The organism is Psychromonas sp. 14N.309.X.WAT.B.A12, assembly GCF_030397575.1.
Taxonomy (GTDB): Bacteria; Pseudomonadota; Gammaproteobacteria; order Enterobacterales; family Psychromonadaceae; genus Psychromonas.
Genome location: NZ_JAPNXS010000005.1, coordinates 42936 through 64334 on the forward strand (window position 1 = coordinate 42936; position 21399 = coordinate 64334).

19 protein-coding genes are annotated in these 21399 nt (G+C 37.8%); 11 read left to right on the forward strand and 8 right to left on the reverse strand.

Annotated elements, in window-relative coordinates:
- The first annotated feature begins 122 nt into the window (after nucleotides 1–122).
- The gene (locus tag OW492_RS08070) at nucleotides 123–1106 is read left to right on the forward strand and encodes a hypothetical protein (RefSeq protein ID WP_290039420.1); all 984 of its coding nucleotides are present in this window, start codon (nucleotides 123–125) and stop codon (nucleotides 1104–1106) included.
- A gap of 67 nt (nucleotides 1107–1173) precedes the next feature.
- On the opposite strand, the gene arsH is transcribed toward OW492_RS08070, so the two are convergent.
- Nucleotides 1174–1905 (reverse strand): arsenical resistance protein ArsH, encoded by a 732-nt coding sequence (gene arsH, locus OW492_RS08075; protein ID WP_290039421.1) that lies wholly within the window; start codon nucleotides 1903–1905, stop codon nucleotides 1174–1176.
- Nucleotides 1906–2270: 365 nt separating this feature from the next.
- Here arsH and OW492_RS08080 point away from each other — a divergent pair, with 365 nt between their 5' ends.
- Both OW492_RS08080 and OW492_RS08085 read left to right on the forward strand, forming a co-directional pair.
- The gene (locus tag OW492_RS08080; RefSeq protein ID WP_290039422.1) at nucleotides 2271–4499 is read left to right on the forward strand and encodes a TonB-dependent receptor; all 2229 of its coding nucleotides are present in this window, start codon (nucleotides 2271–2273) and stop codon (nucleotides 4497–4499) included.
- Nucleotides 4500–4564: 65 nt separating this feature from the next.
- Nucleotides 4565–5236, forward strand: coding sequence for a Fe2+-dependent dioxygenase (locus OW492_RS08085; RefSeq protein ID WP_290039423.1), 672 nt, complete (start codon nucleotides 4565–4567; stop codon nucleotides 5234–5236).
- 607 nt (nucleotides 5237–5843) lie between these two features.
- Here OW492_RS08085 and OW492_RS08090 read toward each other — a convergent pair.
- Nucleotides 5844–7055 (reverse strand): NAD(P)/FAD-dependent oxidoreductase, encoded by a 1212-nt coding sequence (locus OW492_RS08090; protein WP_290039424.1) that lies wholly within the window; start codon nucleotides 7053–7055, stop codon nucleotides 5844–5846.
- Between the two features lie 109 nt (nucleotides 7056–7164).
- Here OW492_RS08090 and OW492_RS08095 point away from each other — a divergent pair, with 109 nt between their 5' ends.
- Nucleotides 7165–7761, forward strand: coding sequence for a histidine phosphatase family protein (locus tag OW492_RS08095; protein WP_290039425.1), 597 nt, complete (start codon nucleotides 7165–7167; stop codon nucleotides 7759–7761).
- A 71-nt stretch (nucleotides 7762–7832) separates the two neighbouring features.
- Here OW492_RS08095 and fkpA read toward each other — a convergent pair whose 3' ends face one another.
- Nucleotides 7833–8609 carry an FKBP-type peptidyl-prolyl cis-trans isomerase gene (fkpA, locus tag OW492_RS08100; protein ID WP_290039426.1) on the reverse strand — a complete coding sequence of 259 codons (777 nt, stop codon included), beginning with the start codon at nucleotides 8607–8609 and terminating at the stop codon, nucleotides 7833–7835.
- 125 nt (nucleotides 8610–8734) lie between these two features.
- Between fkpA and OW492_RS08105 the strand changes: the two genes are divergently transcribed.
- Nucleotides 8735–9721: a hypothetical protein gene (locus OW492_RS08105; RefSeq protein WP_290039427.1), complete on the forward strand. Its 987-nt coding sequence runs from the start codon at nucleotides 8735–8737 to the stop codon at nucleotides 9719–9721.
- A gap of 8 nt (nucleotides 9722–9729) precedes the next feature.
- The gene (locus tag OW492_RS08110; RefSeq protein ID WP_290039428.1) at nucleotides 9730–9954 is read left to right on the forward strand and encodes a SlyX family protein; all 225 of its coding nucleotides are present in this window, start codon (nucleotides 9730–9732) and stop codon (nucleotides 9952–9954) included.
- 43 nt (nucleotides 9955–9997) lie between these two features.
- Here OW492_RS08110 and OW492_RS08115 read toward each other — a convergent pair whose 3' ends face one another.
- The 4 genes from OW492_RS08115 to OW492_RS08130 form a co-directional block, all read right to left on the reverse strand.
- Entirely contained in the window at nucleotides 9998–10735 is a 738-nt protein-coding gene (locus OW492_RS08115; RefSeq protein ID WP_290039429.1) for an NRDE family protein, read from the reverse strand.
- Between the two features lie 3 nt (nucleotides 10736–10738).
- Nucleotides 10739–11239: a DinB family protein gene (locus OW492_RS08120; RefSeq protein WP_290039430.1), complete on the reverse strand. Its 501-nt coding sequence runs from the start codon at nucleotides 11237–11239 to the stop codon at nucleotides 10739–10741.
- Between the two features lie 147 nt (nucleotides 11240–11386).
- Nucleotides 11387–12046 (reverse strand): hypothetical protein, encoded by a 660-nt coding sequence (locus OW492_RS08125; RefSeq protein ID WP_290039431.1) that lies wholly within the window; start codon nucleotides 12044–12046, stop codon nucleotides 11387–11389.
- Entirely contained in the window at nucleotides 12046–13416 is a 1371-nt protein-coding gene (locus tag OW492_RS08130) for a hypothetical protein (RefSeq protein WP_290039432.1), read from the reverse strand. The genes OW492_RS08125 and OW492_RS08130 overlap by 1 nt, the downstream gene beginning before the upstream one ends.
- Nucleotides 13417–13749: 333 nt before the next feature.
- Between OW492_RS08130 and acs the strand changes: the two genes are divergently transcribed.
- The 3 genes from acs (at nucleotide 13750) to OW492_RS08145 (ending at nucleotide 18352) form a co-directional block, all read left to right on the forward strand.
- Nucleotides 13750–15699 (forward strand): acetate--CoA ligase, encoded by a 1950-nt coding sequence (acs, locus tag OW492_RS08135; RefSeq protein WP_290039433.1) that lies wholly within the window; start codon nucleotides 13750–13752, stop codon nucleotides 15697–15699.
- A 153-nt stretch (nucleotides 15700–15852) separates the two neighbouring features.
- Nucleotides 15853–16296, forward strand: a complete 444-nt coding sequence (gene aroQ, locus OW492_RS08140) for a type II 3-dehydroquinate dehydratase (protein WP_290039434.1) — start codon at nucleotides 15853–15855, stop codon at nucleotides 16294–16296.
- A gap of 388 nt (nucleotides 16297–16684) precedes the next feature.
- On the forward strand, nucleotides 16685–18352 hold the full coding sequence (locus OW492_RS08145; RefSeq protein ID WP_290039435.1) for a hybrid sensor histidine kinase/response regulator: 1668 nt from the start codon (nucleotides 16685–16687) through the stop codon (nucleotides 18350–18352).
- A gap of 46 nt (nucleotides 18353–18398) precedes the next feature.
- Here OW492_RS08145 and OW492_RS08150 read toward each other — a convergent pair whose 3' ends face one another.
- Nucleotides 18399–19037, reverse strand: a complete 639-nt coding sequence (locus tag OW492_RS08150; RefSeq protein WP_290039436.1) for a response regulator transcription factor — start codon at nucleotides 19035–19037, stop codon at nucleotides 18399–18401.
- A gap of 386 nt (nucleotides 19038–19423) precedes the next feature.
- Here OW492_RS08150 and prmA point away from each other — a divergent pair, with 386 nt between their 5' ends.
- Together prmA and dusB are read left to right on the forward strand one after the other, a co-directional pair.
- Complete coding sequence (gene prmA, locus OW492_RS08155) at nucleotides 19424–20308, forward strand: 50S ribosomal protein L11 methyltransferase (RefSeq protein WP_290039437.1); 885 nt, start codon at nucleotides 19424–19426, stop codon at nucleotides 20306–20308.
- Between the two features lie 126 nt (nucleotides 20309–20434).
- On the forward strand, nucleotides 20435–21397 hold the full coding sequence (dusB, locus tag OW492_RS08160; RefSeq protein WP_290039438.1) for a tRNA dihydrouridine synthase DusB: 963 nt from the start codon (nucleotides 20435–20437) through the stop codon (nucleotides 21395–21397).
- Nucleotides 21398–21399: the final 2 nt, after the last annotated feature.

Consider the following 21399-nt stretch of genomic DNA (forward strand, 5'->3'; position numbering starts at 1 on the left):
ATGAAATTATTCTAACGTTTTACAGGTCTTTATCTGGACTTTTTATCAATTCAGTGAACTTTCACGAATTGCATGGCGTATATGTTTTAAACTGTAATAATATTCCTTAGAAGGTTTCTCAGATGGTGAAAGAAGTCGTGCTGCGTTTAGGTGAAAAAATGATGCCTAAAGCGCCAAAAGTATTACTGAGCAATGGTGATTATTGTGTTCCTCAACACTATTTGACCTATCATCACACGCTAGCAAGTGTGGAAGCATTAATATGTGATATTGAATACGATCCAAGGTATGTGGTTTTTGCTGCACAAGAAGCCAATGGTTTATATATTCAAGTCGGCGTAATTGGACACGATAACTATCACAAAAAATCGTCACTAAAACAGAATAAAGAAAAGTTATTATTTGGCAGAAAATGGCGTGTTGAGCCTGAACTACCAACCTCCGAAATCATTCAAAGCGTTTTTTTAGCAATTAAAAAATCTCGTGAGCATGAAGTAAGAGAGCTATTTAAACTAACACTTAATGACAGTACAACCACCCCATTCAACACACATATAGATTTACCTTTAATGGCTGAGTTTTATAATAAAGATGAGCTGGTTAATGAGCAGCACATCACCTTTAATGCACAGCAAGAAGTGGAAAATACACTGGCTAAAATTAGTTACGATCACAGCACGTTAAGCTTACTTGATGTACAGCAGCGACCAAATGGCCTGTGGTTAGTGGATATCAATGTCCATCAAAGTGAGCGCAGTACCTTGATAGAAATGACTAATGCGACATTATACCTAATGGTTGAAGACCTTTCGTTGAATACTTTGAGTAGAGGGTTAATGCATGAGTTTGTTAGATTAAGTGATTTACATGTGGATAAACATTTTAATTACCGAGGCTTTCACCGTTTTGATCCAAGTATAGACATTGCAGATATTGCCGACCTATCACAACAAACTCGTAAGCATGAATTAGCTGCTCACTTTGCTAGTGAGTTTTCTAAAACGAATCAAAAAGTAGATTTGATGCGTATTCCTCCAGTGCAAGCCGGAGCCCTAGCCAAAAAGCATAAACAAGTTATCGAACAATATTTACAACCTGCTAGTTAATACAAGCTTAATCTAAAACTCTATTTGAACATCGCAATGATTAACGATGTTCAAATCAGTAACTTATTTATATTGTCTTTTGATTAACTCGTTCACTCAACTGAGCTGCACTTTCGACTCGCTCAGAATAACGGTCAACCATGTAATCTTTATTATCACGTAGTAATAAAGTAAATTTCATCAACTCTTCCATCACATCCACAATACGATTGTAATAAGATGAAGGTTTCATACGCCCATCTTCTTCAAATTCCAGGAATGCTTTTGCCACCGAGGACTGATTTGGAATAGTAAACATACGCATCCAGCGACCTAGAATACGCATTTGATTTACCGCATTAAAAGATTGAGAACCGCCACATACTTGCATAATCGCTAAGGTTTTACCCTGTGTTGGCCTCACTGCACCAATACTTAATGGCATCCAATCAATTTGGCTTTTTAGAATACTTGTCATCGAACCGTGACGCTCTGGCGAACACCAAACCTGCCCTTCAGACCAAATCATCAATTCACGTAACTCTTTTACTTTAGGGTGGCTTTCATCTTCTGTATCGGGTTGCGGTAAACCCGTAGGATCAAAAATTCGAGTTTCCGCCCCCATTGCTTCTAATAAGCGAGCACTTTCTTCCACTGCTAAACGGCTATAAGAACGTGTTCGTAATGACCCATAAAGTAATAAGATCCTTGGCTTATGAATATCTTCAGTCACTAAAGGTGTAATAGCTAACTTATCTATAGTTGGACTATCAAAAGCTTGTTCGTTGATATTGGGTAGATTTGAATTGGTATTGGACATTTTATTCTCCTAAAGGACCTACAAACTAAAAACACTAAACTAAACGTGTAGACTTCACTCAGCAAAACAAACATAACATAAATAATATATACAAATAAACACATATAAAATCACATCATTAAACCAAAATAAGATAATCCATCCACTTAAAATAATTTATTCAAATTCAGTGGCTTATCTTCCTATCATTATTTGGTGAAAATATAGCGACTGATGCTTTAGAAGGCCAAACAACAAATGTAAAAAATGTAAATTAGCCCTCCAACTAATGGTAATAATTATCATTTAGTTTAAAGTCCGCGCCAGTATATTGGATATACATAAATGGATTAACAAAATAATTATCTAAAAGGAAACTATGGAGCATGTCTAGTAAGTCTTTCAACACCTCAAAATCTCTTTCTCATTTAGCAGTAGGATCAGCGCTGATCACCGCGCTATCTCCAACCTCATTTGCCACAGAAGTAGAGGCTGAAGATGGAGCATCGAGCCTTGAAACAATTACTGTAACAGCAGAGTCAGAACAGCAAGGTATTAATAATACCGTTGACTCAACAGCAACAAAAATGAACCTAACATTAAAAGAAACAGGTCGTTCTGTTGTACAAGTATCAGAGAAAGAAATCAGTGATATGGCTGCTGAAGATACACGTGATATATCTGAATATGTTGCAAGTTTCCACACTGAAAGCTCTGCTGCTCGTCGTGTGATTGTTCGAGGAATTGAAACTAATATCGATAATTTTATGGTGAATGGTTTACGTTCATTGCAAGGTGGGGAAACAGGTACAGGGTCACGTTTACCGAGCACTTATAACCTTGAGTCTGCGACTTTCCTAACTGGATCTGATGCAATTTTATATGGAACTGGTGTTGGTGGCGGTATGGTAAATGTCACCACTAAAAAGCCTAAAAAAGAATCTGAAACAACCTTAGGCATTAAAAATCGTTCTTTTGTTTCTGATGACACGGGTTACTTTGAAAGAAATCAAACATCAGTAAATATCGACTCCACAGGAGAGTTAGTGAGTGACAAAGTATTGTATCGAATCAATGCAGAGCTCACACCTGATGCTGATGGTTACCAAGAAGGTCGTTCTTATGATGACCAACTAGTTGATGCTTCATTAACTTTCTTAATCGGTGAAGACACAAAAATCACACCACGTGTAGAATATAAAAACCAAGAAAGAGTCGGCGGAAGTGCTTGGACAGATGGAGTATTCACCACTAATTTTGCGAACGGCACATTAGATGATACCACCAATAGTTACGGTAGTGTTATCAATCGAGGCAGTTACTATGGTAGCCCCTTGGATAAAGGTACAACTGAATCTACTACATTAGAACTCAGTATTGAACACCAATTACAAAATTGGACATTAAATGCTCGAGCAGCCGCTGTTCAAACTGAATCAGAATCTCAAGATTTATACATTAGTAATAGTAGTGCTTTAGGTAACAGTATCGGTGATACCACCTTCGAAAGAAAATGGGTATACGCTAAGGGTGAAGATCAATACGCATTATTAGATATGAATGCTGAAGGCAAGTTTGATACTGGTGAGCTTGAACATCATATGATTGTAGGGGCTAACTTCCGTTATAAAGAAACTAAGTTTATGCGTAACTTCCAAGATAACGCAGAAGCAGTAGGCCTTTATACAATTGACCTTTATGATCCTGATAGTCAGTTATACTCTGCTATGCCTGACTCTTTAAAAGAAGGTGACTTCTCTACCGCTACTGATAAAGAGCTTAATTTATACCTAAAAGATCGTATTTCGCTTAACGACTTTACCCTTGCATTAGGTGTTGGTTTTACTAAATACGTCGGTGAAGAAACAAGCTCAAGTGATGATGCTTACGATCAAGACCTGACTAACTTCATTTATGATGTAGGTGTTGTCTACCGACTTAACCCTGAAATCAATCTATTTGCTTCATACAGCCAAGCTTATGAGCCAGTTGATACTTCAAACCTAATTCAATATGGTCAAGATGGTGTTGAGTATGAGTCAGAAGAAAGTGACAACTATGAAATAGGTGTAAAAGGCGATTTCTTTGATAAGAAACTAGATGCAAGTGTTACATTGTTCTACATTAACACTAAAAATCCAACGAGCACTGAAACCATCGATGGAGAGCGCGTCTTAACACAAGAGTTAGGCGAAGCATTTAGATCAACAGGTGTAGAAGTTGATGCCATCTTCCACTTTAATGACCAAATATCTAGCCGCGTTAGCTATGCTTACACAGATGCACATGATACTTCTGGTGATGATGCAGGTAGACAGGCTAACTATACTCCATATCATGCATTCTCAGTATGGAATAGCTATGCGATGCAAAATGAACCAATGCGTTTTGCCTTAGGTATGCGTGCGGAAGGTTCTCGCAACGATGGTGATTATACTATTCCTGGTTATGCAGAGTTCGACTTTGGTGCTTACTACGAAATGGAAAAATGGGATGTATCACTTGTGGTACGTAACCTATTTGACAAAAGCCGTGTAGTAACTACACCAAACTGGGTTTCAGCAGAAGCCAATGACCCTCGTTCAATCACCTTGGACTTTAAATACCGTTTATAACGGTTAAAATGGGTGGGCAGTAATATTACTGTTCACCCTCATTAACAAAGGTAATATAAAACCTCATGATCACCATTCTAGAAAATGTATTAGATAAAGAAACCTTAGTTAACATCCATAATACACTTACACTAGGCGAATTTTATGCAGGTTCCGACACGGCAGGTTGGGCTGCTAAATCAGTAAAAACTAATCAGCAATGGCAAGCAACGCCAGAATTAGAATCTGAAGTAACTAACACCCTAACCAGCCAATTGGTTACACACTCAGAATTTTCCACCAGCACTTATGCTAAAAAAATAGCCCCTTTTTTGATTAGTCAAAGCCAACATTCTGGTGGTTATGGTGATCATGTAGATGATGCGTTAATGGGTAGTGAAGCAATACTCAGATCTGATCTTTCTTGTACATTATTTCTTTCCGATCCAGAGGATTACCAAGGAGGAGAATTAGTTTTTTCGTTCGGAGTACAGCAACTCAGTTATAAACTACCCGCAGGACATGCCATTATTTACCCTTCGACATCACTACATCAAGTCACGCCTGTTACTCAAGGAGTAAGGCATGTTGCGGTAACCTGGCTAGAGAGTTACATACGTCATGCAGAACAACGTGAAGTACTGAAAGATCTTGATAGTGCCAGACGAGATATAATGAAACAACAAGGTAAAAGCAGCGCCTTTGACAAAATCAGTAAATCACACGCTAACTTATTACGTTTATGGGCTGAAACCTAAGCTAGGCCGATAGGCAGTAATAAAAAATAGTGAATTTAACCTGTATATCGAAGATAAAGCCAGTTCAAACTGAGGACTCCTGCAGTACTTGCCACTTAAAGCGAAGAGAAAAGTTAAGTAGATATTTAAACTGTTAATTGAAGAGATAACATATAGTTATGTACAATAATATATGTGATAAAGCTTAAGCCGTTCATATTCCACGATATTTACTCCACCACTAACCCATAAATATTCCTATTTCATCAAGTAATATTTCAATCATAATTTGAGTCGCTTTAGTCTGATATTTACGCTCTTTCTAGACTAAATATGCCTTATACTTTGATTGCTCATACTCTTCAAAAGTACATACCAGTTTTTTATTATCTTTAACAACATTTACAGATAGAGAAGCAATACAATCTGGTTTTGAAGTTGGGACTCGAACTACCGTTGATGTCTTAGACACTGTAAATGATTTATACGAATCAAAAAATGAACTAGCTGATGCACCTTTTGATTACATCATCAATATGCTAGAAGAAAAGTAAAATAAAAATTAGCCTCTGTAAAACACTAATGAGTAACAGAGGATAACTCAATGTTAGTAAAACTCACCTTCTCACTAAACAGCTTGCCCTGCAGCCCAACCACAGCTCCAGCACCAAGCAAAGTTAAAGCCACCTAACCACCCTGTTACATCCATTGCTTCACCTACAAAGTATAATCCTTTAACTGATTTACACTCCATGGTTTTAGAAGAGATAACATCAGTATCAACGCCGCCTAAAGTTACCTCCGCAGTGCGGTAGCCCTCTGTACCGTTGATTAAAGGTTGCCATTGATGGAACAGCTCTACAACTTGTAATAACTCTTTTTCAGTGAACTGTTTTAAAGGGCGGCTTTCAATTTCGGCAATACTTAATAAACATTCCACCACTCGTTTTGGTAAATGTTGTGATAGCTGTGTTTTTAACGCTAATTCGGGGCGGTCTTGCTGGGTTTGAGTCAGTAATAAATTTAAATCTTCACTTGGTAATAGATCGATTGAGATCGTATCACCAGCTTGCCAATAGTTCGATATTTGTAAAATAACTGGGCCACTTAGCCCTCTGTGCGTGAATAATAACGCTTCACTGAAACTCATTGGACGATCTTTTTTAGTCGCATTCTTTTTAATTGCAGTGGCCGATGCGGGTAAACTAATACCTGATAATTCAGTTAGTTTCTCTTTTTGAGTCGGCTGTAAAGTAAAAGGCACTAAACCAGCGCGTGTTGGTTTCACTGGCAAATTATACTGTTCAGCCAATTGGTAAGCAAAAGGCGTCGCACCTAGCTTAGGTAATGACAACCCCCCTGTTGCAACGACTAATGATTGGCATTCAAAATCACCTTGTGAGGTTTGCAGACTGAAATGGTCATCGCCTAGTTGTTGATGTGTTATTACTTCACATTGCGTTTTGATAGTCACGCCTGCTGCTTGGGCTTCATCTAATAACATTTTTACTATCTGTTTAGCACTATCGTCACAAAAAAGTTGCCCATGATCGCGCTCATGCCATGCAATATTATGCTTATCCACCATGGCAATGAAATCCCATTGCGTGTAACGACTTAAAGCTGATTTAACAAAATGAGGATTACTACAAAGAAAATTACTTGGCTCCACATATAAGTTAGTGAAATTACAACGTCCACCGCCACTCATAATAATCTTTTGACCAATACGCTTAGCATGCTCGATAACCAGTACTTTTCGTCCTCGTTTACCTGCCTCAATGGCACACATTAAACCAGATGCACCAGCACCAATTACCACTACGTCAAAACCAATCACATCAATCACCTAACACTTGTTCATTATCGTCTAAAATTTATCGCACAAGGATACACTATTTGCCATTTTATGGTGCTAATATTAGTTCTCTTTTATACTAAGGAATACGATGACTAATGTGTACTTAATTCGCCATGGCGAAACCTTATTTAATCAACAGGGATGCTTTCAAGGGCACTCAGATAGCCCATTAACAGAAAAAGGCCAACAACAAGCTTTACAGCTAGTCGAATACTTTAAAGCAATTCCTTTACAACAACTCTATTGCAGTGACCTAGGCAGAGCTCAGAATTCTGCAACTCCATTAGCTATAACACATCAGCTTACTTTACATACTAGTAAGCGGTTACGTGAGATTAGTTATGACTATTTAGACGGACAACCTAAACTGCAGTTAACATTACAAGATAAACAAAAGCTACAGCGCTTATTTTCTGGGGAACTAGGTTATCGTATTGGTAAAGGAGAGACCTTACAAGAAGTGCAAAAGCGAGTTGTTAATAAGCTAAATGAAATTGCATTATCACACCCAGGTCAATCTATAGCAGTTATGACACATGGATTATCGATTGTGATGTTGCTAAAACAAATTTTGCACATCCCAGTGGATGCACCTCGGCAATTTAATATTCACAATGCTAGCGTCTGTCATCTAACTTATGAGGCAGATCAATGGACACTACAAAGTATTCAACGTAACGATTAACTTTTGAAAAACCAAGCACAAAAAAAGCCACTAAAAAGTGGCTTTGGTAAATCAGTTACGCTTTAAAAGCATTATTCAGCTGTTTTCTTTTCTGTATCTGCCGCTTTCTTTTCAATATCTAATAATTCAACTTCAAAGATAAGCGTTGCATTGGCAGGGATAGAGCCAGCGCCTTGTTCGCCATATGCTAAGTCTGCAGGAATAACAAACTTGTATTTCTCACCAACACTCATTAATTGAACACCTTCAGTCCAACCAGGAATAACGCGGTTTAGTGGGAATTTAGCTGGTTCTCCACGTGCAACAGAACTATCGAATTCTGTACCGTCAATTAATGTACCAACATAGTGAACAGTTACTGTATCTTCAGCAGCAGGTTTAGGACCTTCCGCTTCAGTAATAACAGAGTATTGTAAACCAGAGTCAGTCACTGTTACGCCTTCAGCTTTTGCATTCTCTTCTAAAAATGCTTTTGATTCCGCCGTTGCTTTTTCTGATAACTCTAGCTGTTTTTTCTCTGCAGCTGCTTTAACTTCTGTATCGTATACTTTTAGTGTTTCGATCATCTCTTCATCAGTTAATTTAGAGTTTCCACGTAATGTATCAGTGATACCTTGTAGGATAACTTCTTTATCTAATGTCATGCCGAATTCAGCTTGTTTTTCTAATGTAGTCGAAACGTAACGAGAAAATGAAGCACCGATTGCGTAGGCTGCTTTTTCGTTAGCATCTTTAAAATTCACAGCAGTTGCTTCTTGAGCCGGGGCAGCTGATTCTTGTTCTTGGTTACAACCTACGGTCAATGCAACTGTAGCTGCTAGTAAAGAAACTTTAAAAATGTTTTTCATTGTTACTCCAAATATTAAATTAAAACAGATAGCTTTTGATTTCACTTCAAAAATTGTAAAGCAGTATCTAAAACAGTTAACTTATACTAACCTTATAGCTGTTTACCAACAAAGACAATTTAATCATGCAATTAGCTAATACTTTTAAATCCCTTTTACTCGTAAGCACCCTATTTTTAACTGCTTGTGAGCAATATCCACAACCTTTACAGCAATTTGAGCATGCTGCAGAGGGAGCTTTCAGTGCGGAAATCTCCGATAATGGAGATTATTCGCTTATATCTTCCATTCACCATGGTATCAGTTTATGGGACAACCGAAACAATAAACTATTGTTCAACTGGTATCACCATCAAAATCAAGAGAATGACGTTTTTATTGTGCGTTTATCTGCGAATAATAGTGTTGCCTTAACCGCTAGCCGGAATGAGTTTGCGTTATGGGATACCAAAACAGGAAAATCTCTAGGGTTTTACCAAGTATCAGATTCCCCGATACGCGATATTCAGCTATCAGAAAACGGCAATGTTGTAGCTTATGGACAGGTTAACGGTAAGTTAGTTCACATTAATTTACGGTCAGGACGCCGCTTAGAAGCGCCATTACACCGAGAAAAAGTGAATAGTCTCGATATGTCTAGTAATGGTCGTTATGTTTTATCCGGTGGTAACGATCACCAAGCCTTTTTATGGGATACAGATACGGCACAAGTGATACAACGCTTTGAGTTTGATCAACGAGTTAGCTTGGTAAGATTAGAGAAGGATGGGCGATTTGCTTTTATTGCAGATACTCAAAAAGCGTCTCAAATCTGGAATTTACAAACAGGTAAGTTACAAAGTACACTTATTTATAAAGCCCGCCAATCAATTTTCTCTACGGTACGCTTTATCCAAGATGGGCAATACTTGTTAACCGGTAATGCTATCCAATCGGTTAGCCTGTGGGATACAAACACAGGCCTTAAACGACAAGAATGGGCTGTTACCGCAAGAAAAGAGACACGTCCTAAAACAGCTGTAGTATACTCTGCTTCATTATGGAGCGATTCAGAAATTGCGACTGAAAGCTCCGCAGGCTTATTAGAAATTTGGCCATTAGGCCCTTTATAAGAGACATCATGACGAATAAACAAAGTGAATTAGAAGAACGCATAGAACAATTAGAAATGAAGGTTGCTTTTCAAGAAGACAATATCGACACACTTAACCAAGAGATATTTGAACAGCAACGCCGTACCCAGCAATTAATTGAACAAGTGGCCTTATTAGCAGTAAAACTAAAAGAAAGTCAGCCTAATCAGCTGGCGTCAGAAAAAGAAGAGATGCGACCACCTCACTACTAAACACTGCCAAAACTCGCTCAATTATCACTGACTGACAACCCCTTTAAAAAGTCAGTGATAAAGGCTCATTAACTTGCTCAGTAAAGTAATCAATGTAATCTAACTTTACTTTCTCTCCTAGTACACGTCCTTGATTCACTTCAATATGCGTAAAGCTAACTGTTTTAGCATCATCACGAAACATTTTCACCGAACACTTCCCAGATTCACCTTGATGCTGGTGGTATTGAATATAATCTTCGATACTGGCCGTTTGCACATTAATAACATTAAGGAAGTGCTGTTTACGGTAAGCTGATACTGTCTCGAAATCCACACCTGAAGAGGTTACTGGAAGCGAGGAATCTAGTGTTAATGGTGAATGACTTAGCTCCTTCCCATCCCATATATACTGTTGAGCTCCCCCATGTTGTTTGCTTGATGATAAATCACCATCAAAAACACACAATTGGAAAGCTTGAAAACAACTCAAGTCCATAGTTATTAACTGTTGGTGAATCTGCTGAACGTTCTCTAATAAACGAGGGATAATAATGCCACGGCTAGTGAAGTTTTTTAAGCTTGGATCAATTTGCGCTTGATAATAATTAAGCAGAGCTAAACTAACACCACTTTGATGTACTGCTATCCAAGTACCTCCACCTGTTGGGTCAATTGGATAAACAGCATTTAATGCATCATTAGCAATGGGAGCGATCGCTTGAGGTCTAGCTCGTTGTTCATCTCTATTAAAAAATAACTGATAACCTTGTTCAGATAATCGATAAGTTAATGTACACATTATCTAACCTGCACGTAAAAAGGTCGCCGTTGCAGGAGCAATGCCTAAATCACGTTCAATATCGACTTCTTGAACTTGTGCAATATGTTTAATAGTCGCTAAATGATGAACTGTATGGCTACCCACAAAAATAACTTCTCGAGCAAGAGTTGTATCGACAGTAGCAACTTGCTTATCGACAACCGAAATCTCAGTAGACAATTTAACATTCGTTGCAAGTTGCTCCGGGGTTAAGCTTTGTAAAAACAAACCAATATCTTGGATTGCAGCTTGTGCAGCTTTTGGGCAACTTTCAACAACACCACCACGACTGCGTTTGTCGTAATCGATTAAGCCGTCTGAAAAGCCATTAATGACAGACTGGTAATGGTCTAATATATGACGCATATGTGCGCCTGCAGAGCTCATAAACATCGGAGAAATGATTTCTGTATACTGAGCTTCTGTCACTGCTGCTAAATAAGTATTAGCTTGTTGTAGTATGACAAGTTGGCTTTCTATCATTGGCCAAACATTCCTTCAAATTAAATAATATAAGTTAGAGTACAATGAGTACTTTATAGTTCAATTGTAACATGGCCACACTTGTTTATTTATCACAAAGTCATAACATCGAAGGGATTTACACTATTCTTTCTTTTATCAAAAAATTTAATGATTGAATAAATTTAATTGATCTATTTGCCCATAACTATCCCATCCTATTTTTGCATCAGTGCTGTTAATAGGTGGTTTACTGTTATTAGAATAAAGTCCATTCGCTTTATATACATGACTGTTATAAATAACAAAGTCACCTGCTTGATATTCTTTATTAGGGTCAAAATAAAGCATTTCACTGATTGCAACGCTAGGCGTTACAATGGTTGGAAATAGCGCTTCAACTTGTTGTTCGAATTGTTCTGATATCACCGTCATCAGATTAATTTGTTGTGTATAAACAACCCGCTGAACTTCCCCTAAATAATTAGACCAAGATATATGCAAATTAATTTCTTTAAATTGATTATTCGCATTAAAATCGCTGGATACATTAGTAATTTCCCATTCAATAGAGAATATTGTATTGGACAATTGTATATCAGTTTCTATTTTATTGTGTAGAGCCAGTATGTCATTAGGGGTATTTGCACTTAATAGAGCTTCTAATTTACTGGTTGCTAATGAAATAGCTGACGCATGTGCAATATTGTTATTTTGTTGCTGCGAAATTTTTATTTGTAAACCACTCATATTCAATGCGGTTAAACTGACAATAATTAGTGACACTAATATCTCCACAAAAGTGAAGCCCTGTATGTCTTTGACCATTAAAAATCCCTCCATGTACCTGCGACTAATTGATAATGACTTGCCGAAGGGAGCACCGCGATTTTTTGATACAAGGTTTTCAATACTTGTTTATCATAACGCACGGACAAATCATCAGATGTCAGCCTATTGCCTCCTTCTAATGATTGAGTATAAGAGCAACTGTATTCACTTAATAACGCTCCATTTACTGTTATACCTGAAAGGTTCACTGCCTGTTGTTGATTAAGTTGTTGGCTACTTTGTTGTAAACCATCTTGGGATAAAAGGTGATCACTGCTATCTATAAGCGTTTCACTATCAGGTAACAGGTACAACATACCAATCACAGTGCTTTGTGTATCTTGAGGGGCTATAAATGTACCTCCTTCCATAAACACCATTTTAGGAGACTCGGTACTTCCGACTGTAAAATGCTGCTCTCCTGACAATGGACTAGAGGCAACATCTAACGGGCTGATTTGACAGTCCCCTTCGATATAAATAATAGAAATGGTCTCTTCTAACTGTGATAACTGATGCGAACAATCCATGGCATTGCCATAACGCATATCAATGTAAGCGACCTGCTCAGATTCAATAAAATGTTGTTTTGCATCTGCCCAAGTAACAGCAAAAGTACTCTCGAATAATGAGCGACTGTTTTTGATGTCGTCAATTGGAGAAATTTGATCGAAGATAGCATTACTAAACGATGCCGCATTTCCCCATTGTTGTTGTTTAACCTCTTGTATGCGCGATGCCCCCTCTACATCAACTAATTCACCATAAACCGCCTGCTCTTCCACACCTTTATTATCAGGGCATAAAGCAAGGTTTTGCTCATTTAAACTCACATCCGGCTGACTAGTAACAATATTATCGGCAATATTACCCGGAGATAAACACTCATCAGGGGATACACCTTCACATCCATCATTAATCGTATCTGTTGAATTGAGACTCAAACGGCCATTACTGAGCAAGGGAGCATTGGGGAGGTCAAAATCGACATCATAATAGACTTCTAAAGATATAATTCTGAGCGCAGATTTATCACTAGAATAACCCGTTGATGAAATTGCTAATTTATTATTGGTTAGGCTGGTTACGCTCACTTCATAAGTTAACGAAAGGTGATCAGGAGTAGAATAAGTGAAGGGTAATTGGCTTAACATTTCATGCGCATTGATGGGGGAAGTTAATTTGTTCAATACCAAATTAATACCTGACTCTGCGTTAATAAAGGCCTCACTATTAGTATAGTAATTACTCAGTACTTTATTATCCATGAGTTGTAAATAAGCCATATTGGTGTTGTAGGCGATACTTGCAATGCTTAATACCATCACAATAGTTAATACCGCAAAGCCACGGTGTTTGTTGTCCATAACTTCTCTCCAGTGCTTTTGCATCCCACACTAAAGAGACTAACGCTTTCTCCAATACCCAATGACGTTTTATGCTCTTCTGTGGTGTTCATTAAGCGTAGCCACAAAAGCATAATATACGAGTGATAAAGTAAAAAATATTTGATGTTTGGTTTACTTTTTTCTTGATATTGATCTCAAATCTACAGCTAACTCAATGAGTATTAACATTTATTTAACAACATAGGCCTATCTCACAATAACGATTTTATCTGTCATTTAGAATCAAGTGATAAATGATTAAAAAGCATTAACCTTTTAAGTAATGAATTTTACGTAATAACGGAGCGAGCAATGAGCGAAAATAATATTTACCCAGTTTCATCTGAAGCAGCCAAGAAAAGCTTATTAACGAACGATCAGTACCTATCTGGTTATGCTGAATCAATCGAAGATCCTGAAAAGTTTTGGAATGAAAAAGGGAAAATTTTAGATTGGATTACCCCTTACACAAAAGTAAAAAACACCTCATACGCACCAGGCCAAGTTAATATCAAATGGTTTGAAGATGGCGAATTAAACGTTTCTGTTAACTGTATTGACCGTCATTTAGCAACACGTGCAGATCAAGTCGCACTTATTTGGGAAGGCGACACACCAGATCAAGACGCTAATATCACTTTTCAAATGCTGTACACACAAGTATGTCAATTCGCGAATGCATTAAAATCATTAGGTATTAAAAAAGGTGATGTAGTTTGTCTATATATGCCTATGACACCAGAAGCAGCCGTTGCGATGTTAGCTTGTACTCGTATTGGTGCAGTCCACTCTATTGTTTTTGGTGGCTTTTCACCGGATGCGATTGCAGGTCGAATTATCGATAGCAACGCAAAATTAGTGATCACTGCAGATGAAGGCCGCCGTGGAGGCAGAACGGTTCCATTGAAGGGCAATGTTGATGAAGCATTAATGCGCGATGGAACAAACTGTGTTGAACACGTCATTGTCTTAAAAAACACTGGTGCAGATATTAATTGGCAAGCAGGTCGAGATATTGACTGGACAGAGATAACCGACGCTCAACCTACAGATTGCACACCAGAAGTAATGAATGCGGAAGATCCATTATTTATTCTCTATACCTCAGGCTCTACCGGCACACCTAAAGGTGTACTACACACCACTGGCGGATACCTTGTTTATGCCGCAATGACCTTTAAGTATGTCTTTGATTATCAAGAAGGTGATATTTATTGGTGTACTGCAGATGTAGGGTGGATAACGGGCCACAGTTATTTAGTCTATGGACCATTAGCGAATGGCGCGACAACATTATTATTTGAAGGTGTTCCTAACTACCCTACTACAGCACGAATGAGTGAAGTAGTAGATAAGCATAACGTCACATTACTCTATACTGCACCGACCGCAATTCGCGCATTAATGGCAAAAGGTGATGAAGCAATTGCTGGTACCAAACGCAGCTCATTACGCATACTTGGCTCAGTTGGTGAGCCGATTAACCCTGAAGCTTGGCAATGGTATTACGACAAAATAGGCGATAAACGTTGTCCTATTGTTGATACTTGGTGGCAGACAGAAACAGGCGGTATCTTAATTACCCCATTGCCAGGCGCAACAGACCTAAAACCAGGATCGGCAACACGACCATTCTTTGGTGTTAAACCAGCTCTTGTAGATAATGAAGGGAATATTTTAGAAGGGGCTGTAGAAGGTAACTTGGTGATGCTAGATAGCTGGCCAGGCCAAATGCGCACACTTTATGGTAATCATGATCGCTTTGAACAAACTTACTTTTCAACCTTCGATAATATGTATTTCACTGGCGATGGTGCTCGTCGAGATGAAGATGGTTACTATTGGATCACAGGCCGCGTGGATGATGTATTAAATGTTTCAGGGCACAGAATGGGAACGGCAGAAATAGAAAGTGCATTGGTATCACACCCTAAAATAGCAGAAGCAGCTGTTGTAGGTGTTCCCCATGAGATCAAAGGTCAAGGCATTTATGCCTACGTTACGCTAAATTCAGGAGAGTACTCTTCTCCAGAACTGTACGCAGAAGTAAAACAATGGGTTCGTAAAGAGATCGGTGCTATCGCAACCCCTGACATTTTACATTGGGCTGAAGGATTACCTAAAACACGTTCAGGTAAAATTATGCGTCGAATTTTACGTAAAATAGCCACAGGTGAAAGCGATCAGCTTGGAGATACATCAACGTTAGCAGATCCAAGTGTCGTGGAGCAATTGATTAAAGAAAATCAAGAGATCCAATAAATATAGCAATGAGAAGTTAAACTTTGTACTGACTCTATTCTTATTTAGAGCAGAGCTTACTGATAGCCAACAAGACACTTTACCGATAAACTCCTCGATAACCTACCCGTTATCGAGGTGTTTTTTTATTAGGTAAAGACAAAGGAGTAAGTAGTGAAGGTATTAGTATTAAATGGCCCAAATCTCAATTTATTAGGCAAACGTGAACCAGAAGTTTATGGTAGCCAAACACTCAACGATATTATTGAAGGCCTACATGCAGAAGCAAAACCGTTAAATATAACGCTGTCACACTTACAATCAAATCGTGAATATGAACTCATTGAAAAGATTCATGAAAGTGCAGGTGAAATAGACTTTATTATTATCAATCCTGCTGCATTTACTCATACTAGCGTAGCAATAAGAGATGCTTTATTAGGTGTCGCTATTCCCTTCGTAGAAGTACATTTATCTAATATCCATAAACGTGAAAAATTTAGACATCACTCTTACCTTTCAGATATTGCATGTGCAGTAATATGCGGGATGGGTGCACAAGGTTACTCGTTTGCTTTACAAAGCGCATCACGATTTTGCCTGTCTAAAGGTCAGTAATTTTTAGCAAAATGAGCAAAAAAAACTATAAAATTCGTATTACAAACTTAAAAAAAGTCATTTAATTTCAAGAATGTTAAAAACTACCCGTTCGGGTAGTTACTTTCTGAAGAGGCTTGAGGCATTGTATAGTTGTCTTAAGGAATTGAGGCATAGTAGTACACCCACTTTGATGCCGACTAAATGGATTTTTTATTCGATTTGTAATAAAAAGACATATTACAGGCGAGCCTAACTTTGTTAGGCTTTTTTTTTGCCTTCCGTTTATACTATATTTATTCCGTTAACTCGCTCATACCTCAGATTAAAGATCCATTACTTGGAAATCTAATCAAACCTCGGTATACCAATAAGTTAATTTCAACAAATAGTTAAAATAGAGAGTGTAATGCACCAAGATACTTCCGATATACATCAAACAAGGTGGCAGTCATTACGTCATTTTAATATTGTGATCATGATTTCATTTATTTTCTTTTTTCTGATCGGCTCAGTACAAAGTTATAGTGCTTTAAATTCATCACCTATCTTTATCAGCACATATCACTTCCCTGTTTCGATATTATTATTCTCTATCGTAGCGTTATTTGGCCTAGTGAAGAAAAAAGAGACATTAACTCATTTTCTTATGCCAATAATCTGTTTTTCCATTACGCTTTTTGTCTCTATTAATAGCCACTTTCAAGAGCAAACTTATCAAAATAGTTTTTTGTACTTAGTTTTATTACTCCCCTTTTTTTATTCTTATCTTTTTGCATACAGTAAAGCACAGCTCATATTTAATAATCTATTTTTAGCACTTTGTTACGTATTCTCTTCACTGCTAGGAGAAACCAGTACATTAGTATTTTTATTTAATAGCACTTTTTTAATAAGCTTGTCATACCTGACTATCTTTACCCCACACCGAACTCATAACGATCAACAAACCATTACAGAAGTGAAACAAGAAAGCGCCAACTTATTGAGCCAACAAAGTGCGCGCTATTTGAAACGTATTGTGCATGATATTAGACAACCTTTAAGCAGCTTGTCTTTATATGGTCATTTATTAGAGAATAAATTGGCTGGAACTGCGCAAGAAAAACTAGCTAAAAATATTAAGCTGGCTTCAGAAGACTTGGATAGATGGATGGCAAGTTTATTGGATTTGGCACGCCTTGATAGCGGTACGATCACGCCTAAAATAAATGAGTTTAGTTTAGCATCTGCACTATTACCTTCGATTAAGAAATACCAACATCAAGCATCATCATCGGGAATAAAATTAACTAGCCGTTTATCTGAATTAACCGTTAAAAGTGATAAAAGATTATTAACGGAGATAGTCGAAGTATTACTGAGTAACGCCCTCATCCATGGCAAACAAACACCAGGCTCAAAAGTATTACTTAGCGTTCGACATTACAAAAATAAAGCATTACTGCAGGTTTGGAACCAAGGCTGTCAAATTGAAACTACCCTCTTTGAAAGCTTATTTGATGAAGTCGCATTAGCAGAAAACCTATTACACAATAAAACCAAAGGAGTCGGTTTAGGCTTAGCGGTAGCACAACGAAAAGCCTTATTGTGTAGCACAAAAATAGAGGCTGTTACTAACCAGCATGGTAGTCGTTTTAGTGTCATGTTAGAAACAGCAGAGCATGTTACCAAACATATTAATCTTAATAAATTTTCCAACATCTCTACACACTATAAAATATTATTAGTTGATGACGACCAAGGCATTTTAAATGCGTTAAGTATGTTGCTTGAAAACTGGGGATACATTGTTGACAGCGAAGAAACAGCAGAAGCTGGTTTACAAAAATATTACGCCAACCGTTACGACTTAATCATCACTGATTATCGCTTTCCTAACCATAAAACAGGGTTAGATATGATTAAAGAAATAAAAAAGAAAGATAATATCCCAGCCATTTTATTAACAGGTGAAGCTGACCCAGGGAAATTAAAAGAAGTTCAGGACACAGGAAAAATAATTAATTACAAAATTCTAAATAAACCGGTTAAACCAGCATCATTGAGATTTTTATTGAAACAGTTATTAAACTAAAAAATATAGAGCAATCTATCCAAGCATTAGGCAGCTTGAAATTTGATTAGACCTTTATTAAACCAAGCTTCAATGCTTTATCGACGGCTTGTATACGACTTGATGACCCAGAGACATCTAAAGCTGTATATAGGCCTTTTTGATGAAATTTAACTGTATCCTGCGAAATACATAGAATATCCGCAATTTCTCTGTTTTTTCTTCCTTCATGAATCAGTTTAAGAATTTGTAGCTGTCTTTCTGATAAGTGGAAGATTTCTTTATTTCTTTCTTCTAACTCAGCTATCTCTTGAATTTCTAAAGCAACATTTTCAGGTACAAAAATATCACCAGCAAAAACACTTTGTAAAGCATCTAGCATAGCGTCTGGAGAGTAAGACTTAGGGATAAAACCTGCTGCACCTTTTTGTAAGGCGTAATAAACATCTTGGTAGTCTTCACAGGCAGATAATACCACTACTGGAGAGACAACTTCTTGCTTCGTTAGTGCTTCTATTAACGCTAAGCCACTCATATCCGGCATATAGAGATCCATCAGAATCAAATCAGGTTGAATCTGTTTTATTTCTGGCAGCGCTTGAATTGGGCTGTCAAAAGTCATCACCGTATTGCCTTCATTTTCTAAGGTTAATTTTAGACCATATAAAAAAAGCTGGTGATCATCAATAATCACTATTTTATTCATTGAAACACCTTTCCTTTCTGAAACCCACTATTTCCAATGAAATCACTCGTCCTCATTCAGGAGTTAATTAGTATACTGTCTTTAAACACATTAAAACTTAAAAAGAGGTCAACAAAATACCATTTTCTATAAAATTGCGTTCTAAAACACTATAAATTTCAATATCTAAGCATATTATTATACCTATAAAAGTACTGAGGAAAGATACCTTAGAATAGGTAAATATAAATTTTTTTACATCCATTTCATTACATCAAGATGACAACTATTGAACATCAGTTGTCTATTCCAGTGATACTCAAATCCATTGCTAGCGCTATATTAATCAACTAATTCCCTGTATTCTTGCACCCTATCTATCTACCGTAATCAAAAAAGAGAAAATCATGCCTTGGATTCAGCTTAAATTAAATGCAAGCAACACAAATGCAGAAGCAATTGGTGAACTATTAATGGATAACGGGGCCCTATCTGCAACGTTTACAGACTCCCAAGACACACCTATTTTTGAACCTATGCCCGGTGAAACTCGTTTATGGGGAGATACAGACGTAACAGGCCTATATGACGCAGAAACAGATATGTTACCTGTAGTCGCTTTATTAAAAGCCAGCGATTTATTAGCTGATGACTTTGCGTTTAAAATAGAACAACTTGAAGATAAAGACTGGGTACGTGAATGGATGGATAATTTCCACCCAATGCAATTTGGTCAGCGTTTATGGATTTGCCCTAGCTGGAAGCCAGTTCCTGATGAAAATGCGGTTAACGTTATGTTAGACCCAGGACTTGCTTTTGGGACAGGCACTCACCCAACTACAGCTTTATGTCTAGCTTGGTTAGATGCACAAGACTTAAAAGATAAAGTGGTTATCGATTTCGGTTGTGGATCAGGGATTTTAGCTATTGCAGCATTAAAGTTAGGCGCTAAAAGAGTTATTGGGATCGATATCGACCCACAAGCCATTACCGCAAGTCGTGATAACGCCCAGCGTAACCAAGTATCAGACCAACTAGAGCTATATTTACCAGAAGATGCCCCTGAAGGGATCACTGCAGATGTTGTGGTAGCGAATATTCTTGCTGGTCCATTACGTGAACTATCAAATAATATTGAGTGTTTAGTAAAACCACAGGGTAAATTAGCATTATCTGGAATTTTAGAGCAACAAGCAGAGGAATTATTGTCCGTTTACGGTCAATGGTTCGATATGGATGCAGCTGAAATCAAAGAAGAATGGGCCCGTTTATCGGGGATAAAGCACGCTTAAATTACTGAGAACAAAGTGTTGCTCAATTTGCAAGCAAAATAATTTCAAAATGGTTAATAATTAACCTTTATTCTGGGTGAAAAAATGCGTAGACTACGCCGCCTTAACTTAGAGAACGCTTAGAATATGCGCATTGGACAGTATCAATTAGACAATAATCTTATTTTAGCCCCGATGGCTGGCGTCACTGATCGCCCTTTCAGAGAGCTTTGCCGAAAGCAAGGTGCTGGATTAGCCGTATCGGAAATGTTGTCATCCAATCCTCGTGTTTGGAATAGCACTAAATCTAAGTTACGAATGGACTACCATGACGAATCAGGTATTCGCTCTGTACAAATTGCTGGTTCTGAACCACTAGCGATGGCTAACGCTGCACAGTTAACCGTTCAGCAAGGTGCTCAGATCGTTGATATTAATATGGGTTGCCCAGCTAAAAAAGTGAATAAGAAAAAAGCAGGCTCAGCATTATTACCACACCCTGAATTAGTGAGAGCTATTTTAGAAAGTGTTGTTGATGCTGTCGATGTGCCTGTGACTTTGAAAATTCGCACTGGTTGGGATCCAGAAAATAGAAATGGATTAGAGATTGCACAGATCGCTGAAAAAGCAGGTATCCAAGCACTATCAGTGCACGGTCGTACACGCCAGTGCCTTTTTAAAGGCGAGGCTGAATACGACACTATAAAAACGATTAAAGAAAGTATAACAATCCCTGTGATTGCAAATGGTGACATTACCTCTGTAGAGAAAGCTAAATATGTGCTGGACCATACAGGGGCAGATGCCATTATGATTGGACGAGGCGCACAAGGTGCACCTTGGATATTCAATGAAATTAACCACTATCTAAACACCGGGCAACATGCTCAACGTTTAGCGCAAATGGACGTTACAGAAATACTCATAAATCATGTGCAAGCTTTGCATGTTTTTTATGGTGATGTAATGGGGCCTCGAATCGCTAGGAAGCACGTCGGGTGGTATTTAAAAGAGCAAGACAGGTTAGGTTATTTTAAGCGAAAATTTAATGCAATAGACAACGCCACCGAGCAGCTTATTGCGTTAGAAACTTATTTAAATCAATTGTAATT